Annotated in this window: 13 protein-coding genes; 5 read left to right on the top strand and 8 right to left on the bottom strand. The window is 64.5% G+C overall.

All coding sequences use genetic code 11. From position 1 onward, the window contains the following. Positions 1-77 precede the first annotated feature (77 nt). The gene (locus AVAK2825_RS03085; RefSeq protein WP_284394273.1) at positions 78-1,127 is read left to right on the top strand and encodes an NAD-dependent epimerase/dehydratase family protein; all 1,050 of its coding nucleotides are present in this window, start codon (positions 78-80) and stop codon (positions 1,125-1,127) included. Here the strand turns inward: AVAK2825_RS03085 and AVAK2825_RS03080 are convergent. Both AVAK2825_RS03080 and AVAK2825_RS03075 read right to left on the bottom strand, forming a co-directional pair. Beyond that, the gene (locus AVAK2825_RS03080; RefSeq protein ID WP_284394271.1) at positions 1,117-1,428 is read right to left on the bottom strand and encodes an Mpo1-like protein; all 312 of its coding nucleotides are present in this window, start codon (positions 1,426-1,428) and stop codon (positions 1,117-1,119) included. The genes AVAK2825_RS03085 and AVAK2825_RS03080 overlap by 11 nt on opposite strands. A 22-nt stretch (positions 1,429-1,450) precedes the next feature. Beyond that, positions 1,451-2,569 (bottom strand): MFS transporter, encoded by a 1,119-nt coding sequence (locus tag AVAK2825_RS03075; protein ID WP_284394269.1) that lies wholly within the window; start codon positions 2,567-2,569, stop codon positions 1,451-1,453. A 12-nt stretch (positions 2,570-2,581) separates the two neighbouring features. On the opposite strand from AVAK2825_RS03075, the gene AVAK2825_RS03070 reads away from it, so the two are divergent. The 3 genes from AVAK2825_RS03070 (at position 2,582) to AVAK2825_RS03060 (ending at position 5,602) form a co-directional block, all read left to right on the top strand. Further along, the gene (locus AVAK2825_RS03070) at positions 2,582-3,373 is read left to right on the top strand and encodes a TetR/AcrR family transcriptional regulator (protein ID WP_284394268.1); all 792 of its coding nucleotides are present in this window, start codon (positions 2,582-2,584) and stop codon (positions 3,371-3,373) included. A 394-nt stretch (positions 3,374-3,767) separates the two neighbouring features. Next, entirely contained in the window at positions 3,768-5,267 is a 1,500-nt protein-coding gene (trpE, locus tag AVAK2825_RS03065; RefSeq protein ID WP_284394265.1) for an anthranilate synthase component I, read from the top strand. Next, the gene (locus AVAK2825_RS03060; protein WP_284394751.1) at positions 5,267-5,602 is read left to right on the top strand and encodes a chorismate mutase; all 336 of its coding nucleotides are present in this window, start codon (positions 5,267-5,269) and stop codon (positions 5,600-5,602) included. The genes trpE and AVAK2825_RS03060 overlap by 1 nt, the downstream gene beginning before the upstream one ends. Positions 5,603-5,648: 46 nt before the next feature. On the opposite strand, the gene AVAK2825_RS03055 is transcribed toward AVAK2825_RS03060, so the two are convergent. After that, entirely contained in the window at positions 5,649-7,076 is a 1,428-nt protein-coding gene (locus tag AVAK2825_RS03055) for a helix-turn-helix domain-containing protein (protein ID WP_284394263.1), read from the bottom strand. Between the two features lie 631 nt (positions 7,077-7,707). Here AVAK2825_RS03055 and AVAK2825_RS03050 point away from each other — a divergent pair. Beyond that, a complete protein-coding gene (locus AVAK2825_RS03050; protein ID WP_284394261.1) occupies positions 7,708-8,421 on the top strand; it encodes a winged helix-turn-helix domain-containing protein in 714 nt (237 codons plus the stop codon). Between the two features lie 314 nt (positions 8,422-8,735). Here AVAK2825_RS03050 and AVAK2825_RS03045 read toward each other — a convergent pair whose 3' ends face one another. Genes AVAK2825_RS03045 through sctQ form a run of 5 tightly spaced genes read right to left on the bottom strand, consistent with a single transcriptional unit; the run spans position 8,736 to position 12,021 of the window. Continuing rightward, positions 8,736-9,191, bottom strand: a complete 456-nt coding sequence (locus AVAK2825_RS03045; RefSeq protein ID WP_272549503.1) for a CesT family type III secretion system chaperone — start codon at positions 9,189-9,191, stop codon at positions 8,736-8,738. After that, the gene (locus AVAK2825_RS03040; protein ID WP_284394258.1) at positions 9,188-10,222 is read right to left on the bottom strand and encodes a hypothetical protein; all 1,035 of its coding nucleotides are present in this window, start codon (positions 10,220-10,222) and stop codon (positions 9,188-9,190) included. The genes AVAK2825_RS03045 and AVAK2825_RS03040 overlap by 4 nt, the downstream gene beginning before the upstream one ends. Further along, entirely contained in the window at positions 10,219-10,482 is a 264-nt protein-coding gene (gene sctS, locus AVAK2825_RS03035; RefSeq protein ID WP_272565653.1) for a type III secretion system export apparatus subunit SctS, read from the bottom strand. The genes AVAK2825_RS03040 and sctS overlap by 4 nt, the downstream gene beginning before the upstream one ends. A gap of 16 nt (positions 10,483-10,498) precedes the next feature. Next, positions 10,499-11,170, bottom strand: coding sequence for a type III secretion system export apparatus subunit SctR (gene sctR, locus AVAK2825_RS03030; RefSeq protein WP_284394255.1), 672 nt, complete (start codon positions 11,168-11,170; stop codon positions 10,499-10,501). Continuing rightward, positions 11,167-12,021, bottom strand: coding sequence for a type III secretion system cytoplasmic ring protein SctQ (gene sctQ / locus AVAK2825_RS03025; RefSeq protein WP_284394254.1), 855 nt, complete (start codon positions 12,019-12,021; stop codon positions 11,167-11,169). Before sctQ ends, sctR begins: the two co-directional genes overlap by 4 nt. Between the last annotated feature and the right edge of the window lie 160 nt (positions 12,022-12,181).

Genomic DNA, 12,181 nt, shown 5'->3' with positions numbered 1-12,181 from the left:
GCCCCGCGCTTGTCCATTGCGAACACCGCACGCTGGGCCCCGCCCGATACGCTAGGCCCAACGAATGGAGTGGGTTGATGCGAACTGCTTTGGTGACGGGAGGCTCGGGCTATGTGGCCGGCCATCTGGTGAAGTTGCTGCTGGAAAACGGATGGGCCGTGCACGCGACCGTGCGCGATCTGGGCAAGGCGCACAAGCTGTACGCCCTGCTCGGGTTGCAAACGCTTTTCCCTGGCAGGTTGCGGCTGTTTGCCGCGGACCTGCTGCGGGAGCGATCGTTTGACGAGGCCATGGGCGGCTGCGACACGGTGTTCCATGTCGCCTCCCCTTTCTTTCTGCCCGAGCAGATCAAGAACCCGCGGGTCGAATTGCTGGAGCCTGCGCTGGCGGGCACACGCAACGTGCTGGCCGCGGTCAACCGCTGCGAGTCGGTCGGCAAGGTCGTTCTGACATCGACCGTGGGGGCCATGTTCGGCGACTACGCCGACGTCCTGCAGATGAAGGGGCACGTGCTCACGGAAGACCAGTTCAACCGCACCAGTACCCTGGAAAACAACCCGTACCACTACTCGAAAGTGGTGGCCGAAGAAGAGGCGTGGCGCATCGCCGGCGGCCAGAAACGCTGGCGCATGGTGGCGATCAACCCGGGCCTGGTCCTGGGGCCGGCGTTGACGCCCGAATCGGAGTCGGGAAGCCTTTTCCTGCTGGACGAGCTGATGCGGGGCGTGTTCTTCTACGGAGTGCCGGACTTCAGCTTCTGCACGGTGGACGTGCGCGACGTGGCGAAGGCACACCTCGCCGCCGCGCTGAATGATGGGGCCCAAGGCCGCTACATCGTCGCGGAGCGCGAAATGACCCGGTTCGTCGAGATGTCGCGCATCGTGCGGCGTGTGCACGATCGGCCCTGGCTGCTGCCCCGGCATCCGTTGCCCGACGCGCTGGTGCGTTGGATCGGGCCGCTGTTCGGCCTGTCGCAGTCCTATGTCCGCAATCATCTCGGCATCCGCTTCACGCTCGACAACCAGCGCAGCATGGACGAACTCGGTTTGCGCTATCGCCCGATCGAAGAGACGCTCGCGGCGCATTCCAGTGCGTGGCAGGCATGGCGCAAGGCGGTTAGAACCTGATCCGGCCAGTCAGGATCTGCCACCACATGCACCAGTCGCCCATGAAGCTCATGAGCGGGTAGCGGAAGGTGGCAGGGCGGTTGTGTTCGAAGAAAAAATGCCCGACCCAGGCGAAGGCGTAGCCCTGGAGCAGCGCCAGTCCCAGCAGCCAACCGTTCTGTTGCCATAAGGCGGCCGTCAGGAGAATCAGGGCCATGCTGCTGCCCAAAAAATGAAGGCGGCGCGAGACCGGGTTCGCGTGCTCGCTGAGATAGAAGGGATAGAACTCGCGGAAGGTGCGGTACGGTGGCTGTGAAGACATGCTGACTCCCTTGGCGTGACCGCTAGGCGGAAAATGCGTGGCGTTGGGTAACGGAGCGCCAGCACAGCGTCAGCGTGGCCACGGCGCCAAAGGCGGCACTGACCACCGGCACGGCATGCGCCTGCTCTCCCTGGACGAAGAACGAGGCGACCAGCGGTCCGAACGCGATGCCGAACACCTGGGCGGCAGGGATGAGGGACGCCACGCGCCCGTTGGCATCGGCGTCAAAGGCGAACCGCATCTGAAACGGCGTGATGAACAGCCAGGTGAAGGCGAACAGGCCACACAGCGCGGCGAAGGCCGTCGTGGCCCCTGCGCCGGTGTAGAAGATGCCGATCGCCACACCGCACAGCAAGGTCGACCCCGCAAGAAGTGCCTTGGGGGCCTGCAGCGAGCGCACCAGCGCCGAGCCGCAGAGCCCGCCCACGACCTGAACGCCCAGGCAGGCCGCGATCAGCGTCTGCACCGCGGTCGCGGAGAAGCCCACCTGGATGCCCAGCGGTTCGACGTACGCCCAAAGGGCCCCCAACGTCGACAGCTGCAAGAACACGGCGATGAGTGGCGTCGCTTTCTGCCAGGTCCAGGCAAAGACGCCGGTCGGCGGCATGGGTAGCGGCTGAAGGTGGCGCGGCAGCGCAAATGCCAGGAGCACGGGCACCAACAGCAGCGACGCGAGCAGCGCAAAGGCACCGGCCCAGCCATGGGTGGGGATGATCACATGGGCCAGCAACAGTCCCACGAACGCCTGGGCCAGGGTCTGGAGCACGAAGAAGAGGCCCGCGATGCGGTCGGGATTGGCGCTGCGCACGATCACTGCCGTGGTCCCCCACACCAGAATGCCTTCCGCCAGTCCGGCCGCCGCGCGGTACGCAACGAACCCCATGTCGCCGACCGCATGCAGCGTCCCCACGTTCAACGCGGCGGCCGCGGCCGCCGCGATGGCGGTGGCCAGGCGAAGATGCACCAATGGCAGCGCAAGATCGCCGAGCAGGGCCCCCAGCCCCAGCGCCACAATCTCGGCCATTGCCACCAACCCCAGTCCCTCCAGGCTGACCTGCCTGGCCTCCAGCAGTTCGCCCAGCAAAATCGGCTGCAACCCGAGGACCAGCAGCGCCAGCGAGCCCACCACGAGCGCGGTCATTAACGCGGAAGCATGGATTTCTTTGCGCTGTGTCACGATGCCATCCTTGAAGGTAGTGATGACTATGATATTGTCATGCGGCCCAGTTGTTTCACCTTTTATATGGGGAGAATCCCGAACACCATGAAGAAAGAGAAAGCCGCTTTGCCACGGACTCGCCGCGTTCAGCCCGATCTCGCCACCAAGGTACAGCCCGCGCAGCAGCGCGCCACCGACACGTTCGAACGCATCCTCGAAGCGACCGCACTGACGCTGGACGAGGTCGGCATCGAGCGGCTGTCGACCAATCTGGTTTGCGAGCGCGCTGGAATGACGCCGCCTGCGCTCTACCGCTACTTTCCCAACAAATACGCGTTGCTGTCGGAGTTGGGGCAGCGGCTGATGGTGCGCCAGAACGAGTGCGTGGAGCGCTGGATCCAGCCAGACGTCTTCCTGAAAGGTGCCCCGAGCCTGGAGCGCGCGCTGGAGGGCCTTTTGCTCGATACCTACGAAGTGACGCGCCACACCCCGGCAGGCGTGTGGATCATGCGAGCCATGCGCGCTGTGCCGGCATTGCAGCAGGTCCGGCTCGCCTCCCACGCGCAGGTCACCGAGGCGCAAGTGCGGCTGCTGGTGGAGGTGCTTCCGGATGCCGATCCCACGGAATTGAAACTGGCCAGTCGCATCGTGGTGGAAATGCTCTATTCGGCGGTCGAGATGCTGTTCGATGAAACGATGGATCCCCAGGCCGTGGCACGCGTCGTCGCCAGAATGATGTCCAGCGAGCTCGATCGCCTGGCCCCTGCGGTGAAACGTTCCCGCTGAACGCCGCACGCGCCATGCGTCTCCCGAGGCATCGGCGGCAGGCCTTGCCTCCACTTTCGCGGTTTCATGGCGGTGGTCGCGAAGGGTGGCCGATGGGATGCATTTCCCGTGCAATGCATGCCATCGACGGCGGTCACGTGGCGATGCCCTTTCGCCTTGGGCCATCCAGGCTGGCCGCAGGCGCTTTGCTACACTTTCTCCCCATGTTCATTCACCACGTGTTCATCACAGGTTGCAGCGACCGGGGAGCCTGGCCCTGGCGCAAGCCAGCCGCATCGAACGCCTGATGGCACCTGGGGCAATCCCAGCTGCACCCGTGGCCCTGACGGGCCGAACGCAATGAACTGCGGCGCCCCACGTCCTTGTGCTGGCGCTGCCCGATTGGGAAATTCCCGTGATTACAGAACTTGAATTCAAAAGCTTGGCCAGCGAAGGCTACAACCGCATTCCGCTCATTGCGGAGGCCTTCGCCGACCTGGAGACGCCGCTGTCGTTGTACCTGAAGCTGGCCTACAGCAAGGACGGCGGAAAATACAGCTTTCTGCTCGAATCGGTCGTGGGGGGCGAGCGGTTCGGCCGCTACAGCTTCATCGGCCTGCCGGCGCGCACCTTGCTGCGGGCCAGCGGCTTCGGGGCCGACGCCAAGACCGAGGTGGTCACCGATGGGCAGGTGGTCGAGACCGCTGCCGGCAATCCGCTGGACTTCATCGAGGCGTACCAGAAGCGTTTCAAGGTGGCGCTGCGTCCCGGCCTGCCGCGGTTTTGCGGCGGGCTGGCGGGGTATTTCGGCTATGACGCGGTGCGTTACGTCGAAAAGAAGCTCGAAGCCAGTTGCCCGCCCGACACGATGGGCATGCCGGACATCCTGCTGCTGCAGTGCGAGGATCTGGCCGTCATCGACAACCTCTCGGGCAAGCTGTACCTCATCGTCTACGCGGACCCGGGCCAGCCAGAGGCGTATTCCAGAGGCAAGCAACGCCTGCGGGGTTTGAAGGACCAACTCAAGTATTCGGTGGCCGCGCCGGTCGTCAAGCCGACGGAGAGCCATCCCCCCCAGCGCGACTTTGCCAAGGCCGATTACCTGGCGGCGGTGGACCGTGCCAAGGAGCTGATCGCCGCGGGCGACTTCATGCAGGTGCAGGTGGGCCAGCGCATCCAAAAGCGTTACACCGAGTCGCCGCTCTCCCTGTACCGCGCGCTGCGGTCGCTGAACCCCTCGCCCTACATGTTTTATTACCACATGGGCGACTTCCACATCGTCTCGGCGTCGCCCGAGATCCTGGTGCGGCAAGAGAGCACCCCGCAAGGCCAGAAGGTCACGATCCGGCCGTTGGCCGGCACGCGACCGCGCGGCAACACGCCCGAGCATGACAAGGCCACGGAAGTCGAGCTGGTGAACGATCCCAAGGAGCGCGCCGAGCACGTGATGCTGATCGACCTGGCGCGCAACGACATCGGGCGCATCGCCAAGACGGGCACGGTGAAGGTGACGGAGGCGTTCGCCGTGGAGCGCTACAGCCACGTGATGCACATCGTGAGCAACGTCGAGGGCCTGCTCAACGACGGCATGACCAACATGGACGTGCTCAAGGCCACGTTTCCGGCTGGCACGCTCACCGGCGCGCCCAAGGTGCATGCGATGGAACTGATCGACCGCCTGGAGCCCGTCAAGCGCGGCCTGTATGGCGGGGCGTGCGGCTATCTCAGCTACGCCGGGGACATGGATGTGGCCATTGCCATCCGCACCGGCATCGTGAAGGACGGAACGCTCTATGTTCAGGCCGCGGCCGGTGTCGTGGCCGACTCGGTGCCCGAGCTGGAGTGGAAGGAAACGGAACACAAGGCCCGCGCCCTGCTGCGCGCTGCCGAACTGGTTGAGGAAGGACTCGAATGATGACCCGGGCGATCGACAAGGTGGAGCGCTGCAGCAGCATGGCGGAGGTGCGCGCGCGCATCGACGCGCTGGACGACATCCTGGTGCCGTTGCTGGTGGAGCGCGGCGGCTACATGACCCAGGCGGCGTTGAACAAGCAGCGCGAGTTCCAGGTGCGGGACGAAGGCCGCATCGAATTCATCGTGCACCGGGTGCGCGAGCGTGCGCTGGCCGAAGGCGGCGAGCCCGAGGTGATCGAGGCCATCTACCGCAGCATGATGGAGACCTACATCGCCTACGAGCATGAAGAGTTCGCGCGGCTGGTCGAGCAAGGCGCCAAGACCTCCGTGAAGTGACCTCAGGGTGGCGGCGGGCGGCTGTCGCGTCCCGCCAGCCGTGATGTCAGTGCGCATCGGCGGGACGCCCGGCGGACAGCTTGAAGGCGTTGGCCAGCGTGGACCGGTTGCAGATGCCCCAGCGTGACGCGACGTCCAGCATGTGGGCCCGTCCGCCGGTTTCGCTCATCTCGCGCAGTTCGTCTTCGATGCGCTTCACGCGCTCGGTCCGGATCAGTTCGGCAGGCGTCATGCCCAGGTGGTTGCGGAACGCCAGTTGCAGCGCGCGTTCGGTGACCCCCAGGCGGCCCGCGATTTCACGCACCGAAAGGTTGGCGTCGTGCAGGTGCTCCACGATGTAGCGGTAGGCCGCGCGGTAGCGGGGCGGCAGGCGCAACCCGGTCGTGTCCTGGGCCTGGGAGGGCAGGGTGGACGCGGCGCTGTTCATGCGCGCCAGCACCGTGTTGTGCACCACCCGCATGGCCTGGGCCACGTGGCGCTTGTACTGGCGCAGTGACTCGCCCAGCCGGCCTTCTTCCATGTGGATCTTGGACAGGCAGTACTGGATGTCCGATGCGTAAGGGTGCCGATCGACCTCGCGTTCGACGCTGGCCAGCGGCTGGATCACATCGCGGGCACCCGTGGCCGCCTTGTCGGTCAGCAATGCGAGGCAGGCTTCCACCCGCACTTGCGATTCCAGGCCGGCCAATTCGTGTTCGCGCAGCCAGCGCACGAAGCCCGCCACCGCCTCTTGCCGACTGGCAGGGTGGTGTCCCAGCAAGCCGCAGCGCAGGTAAGCCAGGCGGGCCCGCAACAGCTCGGGCACGTGGGTGCTCGACTCGAGCGCTGCCAGTTCGGCCACCATCTCCGCCGCGGTGGGCAGATCGCGTGCCAGCGCCATGGCGGACTCCGAGAGTGCATGGTCGGTCAGTTCTTCATGGCGCAGCAGGTGCACCCGGGCCAGTACCTCCAGGCGGATCGCCCTGGCGTGCGGCTCCAGCATGGCTGCAGCGGCAGATTGGCAGAGCGCTTCCGCCTGGCGTGCGGTGGCCAGGGCTTCTGCATGCTGGCCCAGGGCCTGCAGCGACAGCGCCTTGCCGCAATGGCCTTCCACACGCAACTCAAGCGGGGCCTCGTGGTCGCCAGCCACGATCGACCAGCAAGCCACGGCGCGGGCGGCCTTGTTCAAATGATGAAAGAGCCATGCCTGGTCCAGTGCCGACTGCCAGCGCACGTTGCTGCGTGAAACCTGGTCATAGGCCTTGAGTTGCTGGTGAAACACTTCGCTGGCCGCCTCTTCCATGCCAACCAGCAGCAGGCTGCGTCCGAGCAGCGCGCCTTCCTGTGGCGTGCCCGTATCGCGCCCATTGCGCTCCAGGCGCCGGCGGCCGATGCCCGCTGCGTCCTTGACGCGCATGGCATGAATGAGATTGGAAAGCTCTGGCGCTTGGGCTTGGGCGCGCTGGCAGGTCAACGACAGAAGTGTGAGCAGCATGGGTCTTCGCGGTGTTGCCGCGCCTTTGATTGATGACCAGTCAATGCTAGGAACGGGCGTCCGGCCAATGCTCAACTTCCTTACGTTCAATCCTCAACTTTTGCTAATTGCCACGTTTTGTGGTGAGTGCCTTCGGATACCTTTGCACGCGTTGCCTGAAGCTATTGGCAGCACATCCGCTTCCCTGTTCATCCAATGTTCATCGGCAAGTCACCGGTTTTTCATGAAGCGCTGTTTCTGCATTCATGCGAGGTGTTTAGAGTGAAATCAGGTCGTCGAGGACCGGATTTGCAGCGAGAGAGGGAGGCGCCGCGGATCCAGAACTGCCAGCAAAAAAACAGGGACTGCTGCGCCAGCCGATTGAGCGCACAAAGCCGGAGTTGGAGACTGATAAGGGACTGCTATGGCGTCGAATAGTTATTGCCTATAAGCAATTGACCTATCGAAAGGGCATACTGCAAAGAATATTTAGCTGATTCTGTTCCGCGGAAGGCTGGGAAAAAATTGCAAAATCTGTGACTATGTGTAGCAACCGGATGGCGATTTTTTGGCACCCACGCCCAGCTGAACAGGCCAGGGGGCAGCGTGATGCGCCGCCATTTGTCGATATAAATTTGCGTCGAGGGTTTCCATGAACATTGCTCTTCTTTCGCGTCGATCGACGGTGAACCAGTTCCTGGTGGATCTGCTTTCCCGTGGCGGAATTCAAGCCATGCTGCACGTCAGCATTGCGGCCTTCCGCATGCAAGTGAGGCAGCAGGCTTTTGATGCCGTGATCCTTGAAGACTGCGGAGGCACCTTGGCGGAAGATCTGGGATTGATCAAAACCTGCGTCTCCGATCAGGTTCCCGTCGTGGTGGTGGGGGCCGAGTTGCACGCCGGCTTCGGCGTGGCCCTGGCCTGCGGGGCGGTGGACTACATCAGCCTTTCCCGCGTCGGGCATGACGAACTCAAGACCCGGCTGCGCGGCCACATGGAAGCCCAGGCGTTCCAGGCCGCCCACCCGATTGATGTCGACGGCTGCCGGCTCGACCCGGCCAGGCTTTGCCTCGTTCATGGGGACAAGACGGTGGGTCTCACGCACCGCGAATGCGAACTGGCCTGCCTGCTGTTTTCCAAGCCCAACCAAGTGGTGTCTTTGCCCACGATCATCGCCAAGGTGTGGGGGCGCTCGGTCGAGTCCAACAAACGCACCCTGGAGCAGCACATCTACAAGCTGCGCACCAAACTGCGGGAGGCCGGGTGCCAACTGCGCGTCCAGGCGGCTTATGGACGCGGCTACCGGTTGCTGTCCCATGAGGGGACGGAAGCGGTCGGCAGCGAATACACCGCGCTTTACTGGTAACGGCAGCAGGAACGTGCTCAATGTCTTTTTCGGGCCGTGCAAGTGACGTTTCGGGATGGGGTGCAAGGCGCAATGCGCCAGCCATCGCCTGGGACTTCGGCCAGCGCTGCCACGCCGCCGGTCGCCTGAGAAGGTACGGGTCCCGCGGGCTGGAGCGGAACCGGATGACGCAGCGCTCCGGCGACCTGCATGCGCACCCGCCCATGCGGTGCCACTGGGGCCCACCCCCTCCGATTGCGCGTCAGCATGGGCTCCAAAAAAGGCCTTGAACACGTTCTAGCCCGATCAGGGCATTGGCGGCGGGGGCCCGGGTTTCAAACCTTGAGCCAGATGTAGTCCCCCGCGCAAATGCCGTTGAAGGCTTCGTCGGTGGAGCTCAGCACGTTGTCTTTCCAGTAGCGTCCGTGCTCGGTGTAGTGGGTCAGCGTTTCGGCCAGCCAGGTCCCGGTGATTTCCGGTGTCATCGGCACCCGCACGATCAGGATGATGCCGCCCGTATCGGGGTTGATGCCCGCCTGGGCCTGATCCTGCGCATACACGGTGAGGTTGGCTTCCAGCAGGAGCCGGAAGATGGTCAGCGTGCGCCCTGCGGTGACGATGCCGAAATGGAAGTTGAGATACAGCGCTGCGGGGTCGTTCTCGTAGTGCGACAGCAGAACCTCGAACCCTTCGACCTCGATCCAGCCCTGTGCGAGCACCGCCTGCGGATCGGGCAAGTCGATGGCTTCGCACAACTCGGTGACCAGTTGGTTGTATTGGTCGAGACTCATGGGCGAACGGGCCGTTTCAGGGACTGGCTGGCCTGCAATTGCCGCTCTGCAGCGATGCTCGCCTGGGACGGCGTGCGCGGGAGATCGGTGCTCAGCAACGCGAGCGGCAGCAAGGCCTTGAGGTCTTTCATGCGAACGGTGTCACTGGCTGCATCGGGAGCGGGACCTCCGCACAGCAACAACGCCATCTTGACCCGCTGCAGGGTTCCCAATGCACCCTGCTCTTCGTGGTTTTGCAGGTAAGCCGCCATCTCCGCCATGCCCCGCGTGGGGGTGGCGGCGAAGTGGGGCTTTCGGCTGTGCTCCCAAAGCCGCCGGGTAAGGACCTGGGCCCGGTCTTGCGCCGTGCCGGCGTAATGCCGCTGCAAAACCTGGTGGGCCGCCATGGCTCCCTCCGCAAGGCCCGATTTGGCCATTCGGCTTGCCTGAGGGTTGTCACGTGAACTTCCTTGATCGCCTTTGCCAGATCCTGACCCGGAACCGGAACCGGAACCGGAACCGGAACCGGAACCCGACCCGGAGCCAGATCCCGAGCCGGAACCAGATCCAGAGTTGCCGCCTTCGGAGTTCTCTTGGGAGTCCCCCTTGTCACGGCTGCTGCTTCCTTGTCGCAGAAAGCTGTCCAGCGCCGTGGGCTCGTTCCCGGTGTCCCGCAGCGATTCCCGGTACCGCGCATAGCGCTCTCCGCGGTCGTCGTCGAGGGCCGCTTTCCACCGCTCGGCAGATCCCAGCCGTGCTTCGGCTTCTTCGGGATCGGTTTGCAGGATTTCGAGCGGAATGTCCTGCCCTGGCGCAAAAAGCGGGGCATCGGGCTGGCCGGGGAGTCGGGTCTGCTTGGGTGGCAAGGGCAGCGGCGGACGGGGAACCGTACGGAAAATGTAGTCGCCGAACCGGCCTTGCTGCATGAGCGAGGCGTTGCGCGCGGCCTGATCATGCTGCACTGCGAGCAGGTGGTTGTGTTCGCGCAGGCGCAACTGCTTGAGCCGCTGCAACTGCTGCAGCCCGCGGAAGAGCGGCGCGTTGGGGTTCATGGCGTGAACGTGGCGGCAAGCAGCCTCTGGGAGAACTGCAACACGGTGGTCCCGACCCACGGGGCGGAGACCGCAACGGTGACGGTCACGCAGATCAGCTTGATGCCTTGCGAAATGGCAGCATCCTGGAGCGAAGTCACGGCTTGCACGAGCGCCACCAGCAAACCGACGATGGCCGCCACGGCCACGGCAGGCAGCGAAAGAATGAGGCACAGCATCAGTGCCTCGGACGTCAGTTGAACGATGTTGTCGTGTGTCATGGCGTTGCGAGCTCCGTCATCGGTAGGTCAGCACGAGTCCGTGCATGACCTGGGACCACCCGTCGAGCACGACGAACAGCAGCAGCTTGAAAGGGATGGCGATGTTGGTGGGCGACACCTGAGACAGGCCCATGGCCAGCAGCACGTTGGCGATGACCAGTTCCACGATCACGAAGGACAGATACAGCAGGAAGCCGATGCGAAAGGCGGCCGTCAGCTCCGTCAGCAAGAAAGCGGGGGCCACCACGATCAGGTCGTCGACCAGCAGTGCCTTGGCGCGTTCCTGGGGCCATATCGCCTGTGCCGACTTCAGGAAAAATGCTTTTTCGGCCGGGTGCGCGTGCTTGACGAGGAACTGCCGGAACGGTTCCTTCGCGGCGGAAGCGGCTGCCAACAACTGCTGAGTGTTCGACGTCTGCGATGACGGCGGCCCGTTCTGGATTTTGTCGGCCGCCTCCATGGCGACCGGCGCCATGACGTAGATCGAAATGATGATGGCGATGCCGTTGAGCACCATGTTGGGCGGCACCTGCTGGATGCCCAGCGCGTTGCGCAACAAGCCCAGCACCACCACCACCTTGGTGTACGAGGTCACCACCATGGCCGCGAACGGCAGCACCGCCAGCGCCATCAGGGCGATGAACAGCGAGATGGGGTCCAGCCCCTGGACGGATGACAGCGGCGTCATGGCAAGTCTTGTGGTGGTGCTTCGGCCGCCTGGCTGAGCCCCATGCGCTCGATGCGCACGCCCAGCTGCTCGCCGATGACGATCAGGCGGCCGGTACCGACCACCTGGTCGTGGCACACGAGGCGCACCAGTGCTTCGCGCACGGGCATGTCCAGCGTGATGACCGAGCCCGGTCCGAAGGCCGCGAGATCGTCAAGCCGGACACGGGCGCTGTCAATCTCGAACGCCACGGGGATGGACAGCTTTCCGATGGCACCGATTTCCGCACCCGCTGGCAGGTCGTGCTCCGGAATGGGTTCGCTGCCGGGCTGAGGTGCCCCGTCGAGCGTGGCTTCGTGCGAGTCGATATCGAGTTGTGCGGTGGTTTCCATGGAGACGCCCATTCCAAAAGACAAGTGGCAATGCAAAGAGGCCGAAGCGCCGGCGGGCACGCCTGTGAGCAGCACGTCGCCCGCCCTGACCGAGCCCAGTTCGGAGGCTCCATACGTTTTGCGCGCGAGCCGGATGCGGCAGGCCACGCGCAGGCCGAGAAGGTGGCTTGCGTCGCTTCGGACCGAGGCAGCCAGCAGCGCCTGGATCTGCCCGGCCATCGCTTCGTCGATGGCCTGCAGCCCGATGCGGCGATTTCTTGCAGTGATCTCGAAAGGCGCAGCGCCGGAGTCCAGCTGCATCCCATGCAGCACCAGGCCTGCGAAGCGGGACTGGAACGGGGCGAGCGGCTGGGCCAGCAGCGACTGCGCAACGTCCCGGGCCAGCGCGGGGTCCGGCAGGCGCGCCGCCATCTCCAGCGCAGGCCAGTCGGTCCTGGGGACCGACAGCCGCATCGTGCCCTGCGCCGACCGAAATTCCATGCTGATGCGTTTGCCGGATCGACCGGGCGCCCGGCTGATCGACGCACCCGGTTGTCCCGAAAGGGCCCGGACCCAACGCACGAACCGCCGATCGAACATCACCCGCGCCAGACGGGCTTCGCCGTGGTCCATGGGCGGCAGATACCTTGCGAGGTCGCTT

Origin of the sequence: Acidovorax sp. SUPP2825 (assembly GCF_030158995.1) — a bacterium.
Lineage (GTDB): Bacteria > Pseudomonadota > Gammaproteobacteria > Burkholderiales > Burkholderiaceae_C > Paracidovorax.
The sequence above is the reverse complement of the archived record's forward strand: the minus strand, read 5'-3'. Positions and strand labels throughout refer to the sequence as shown.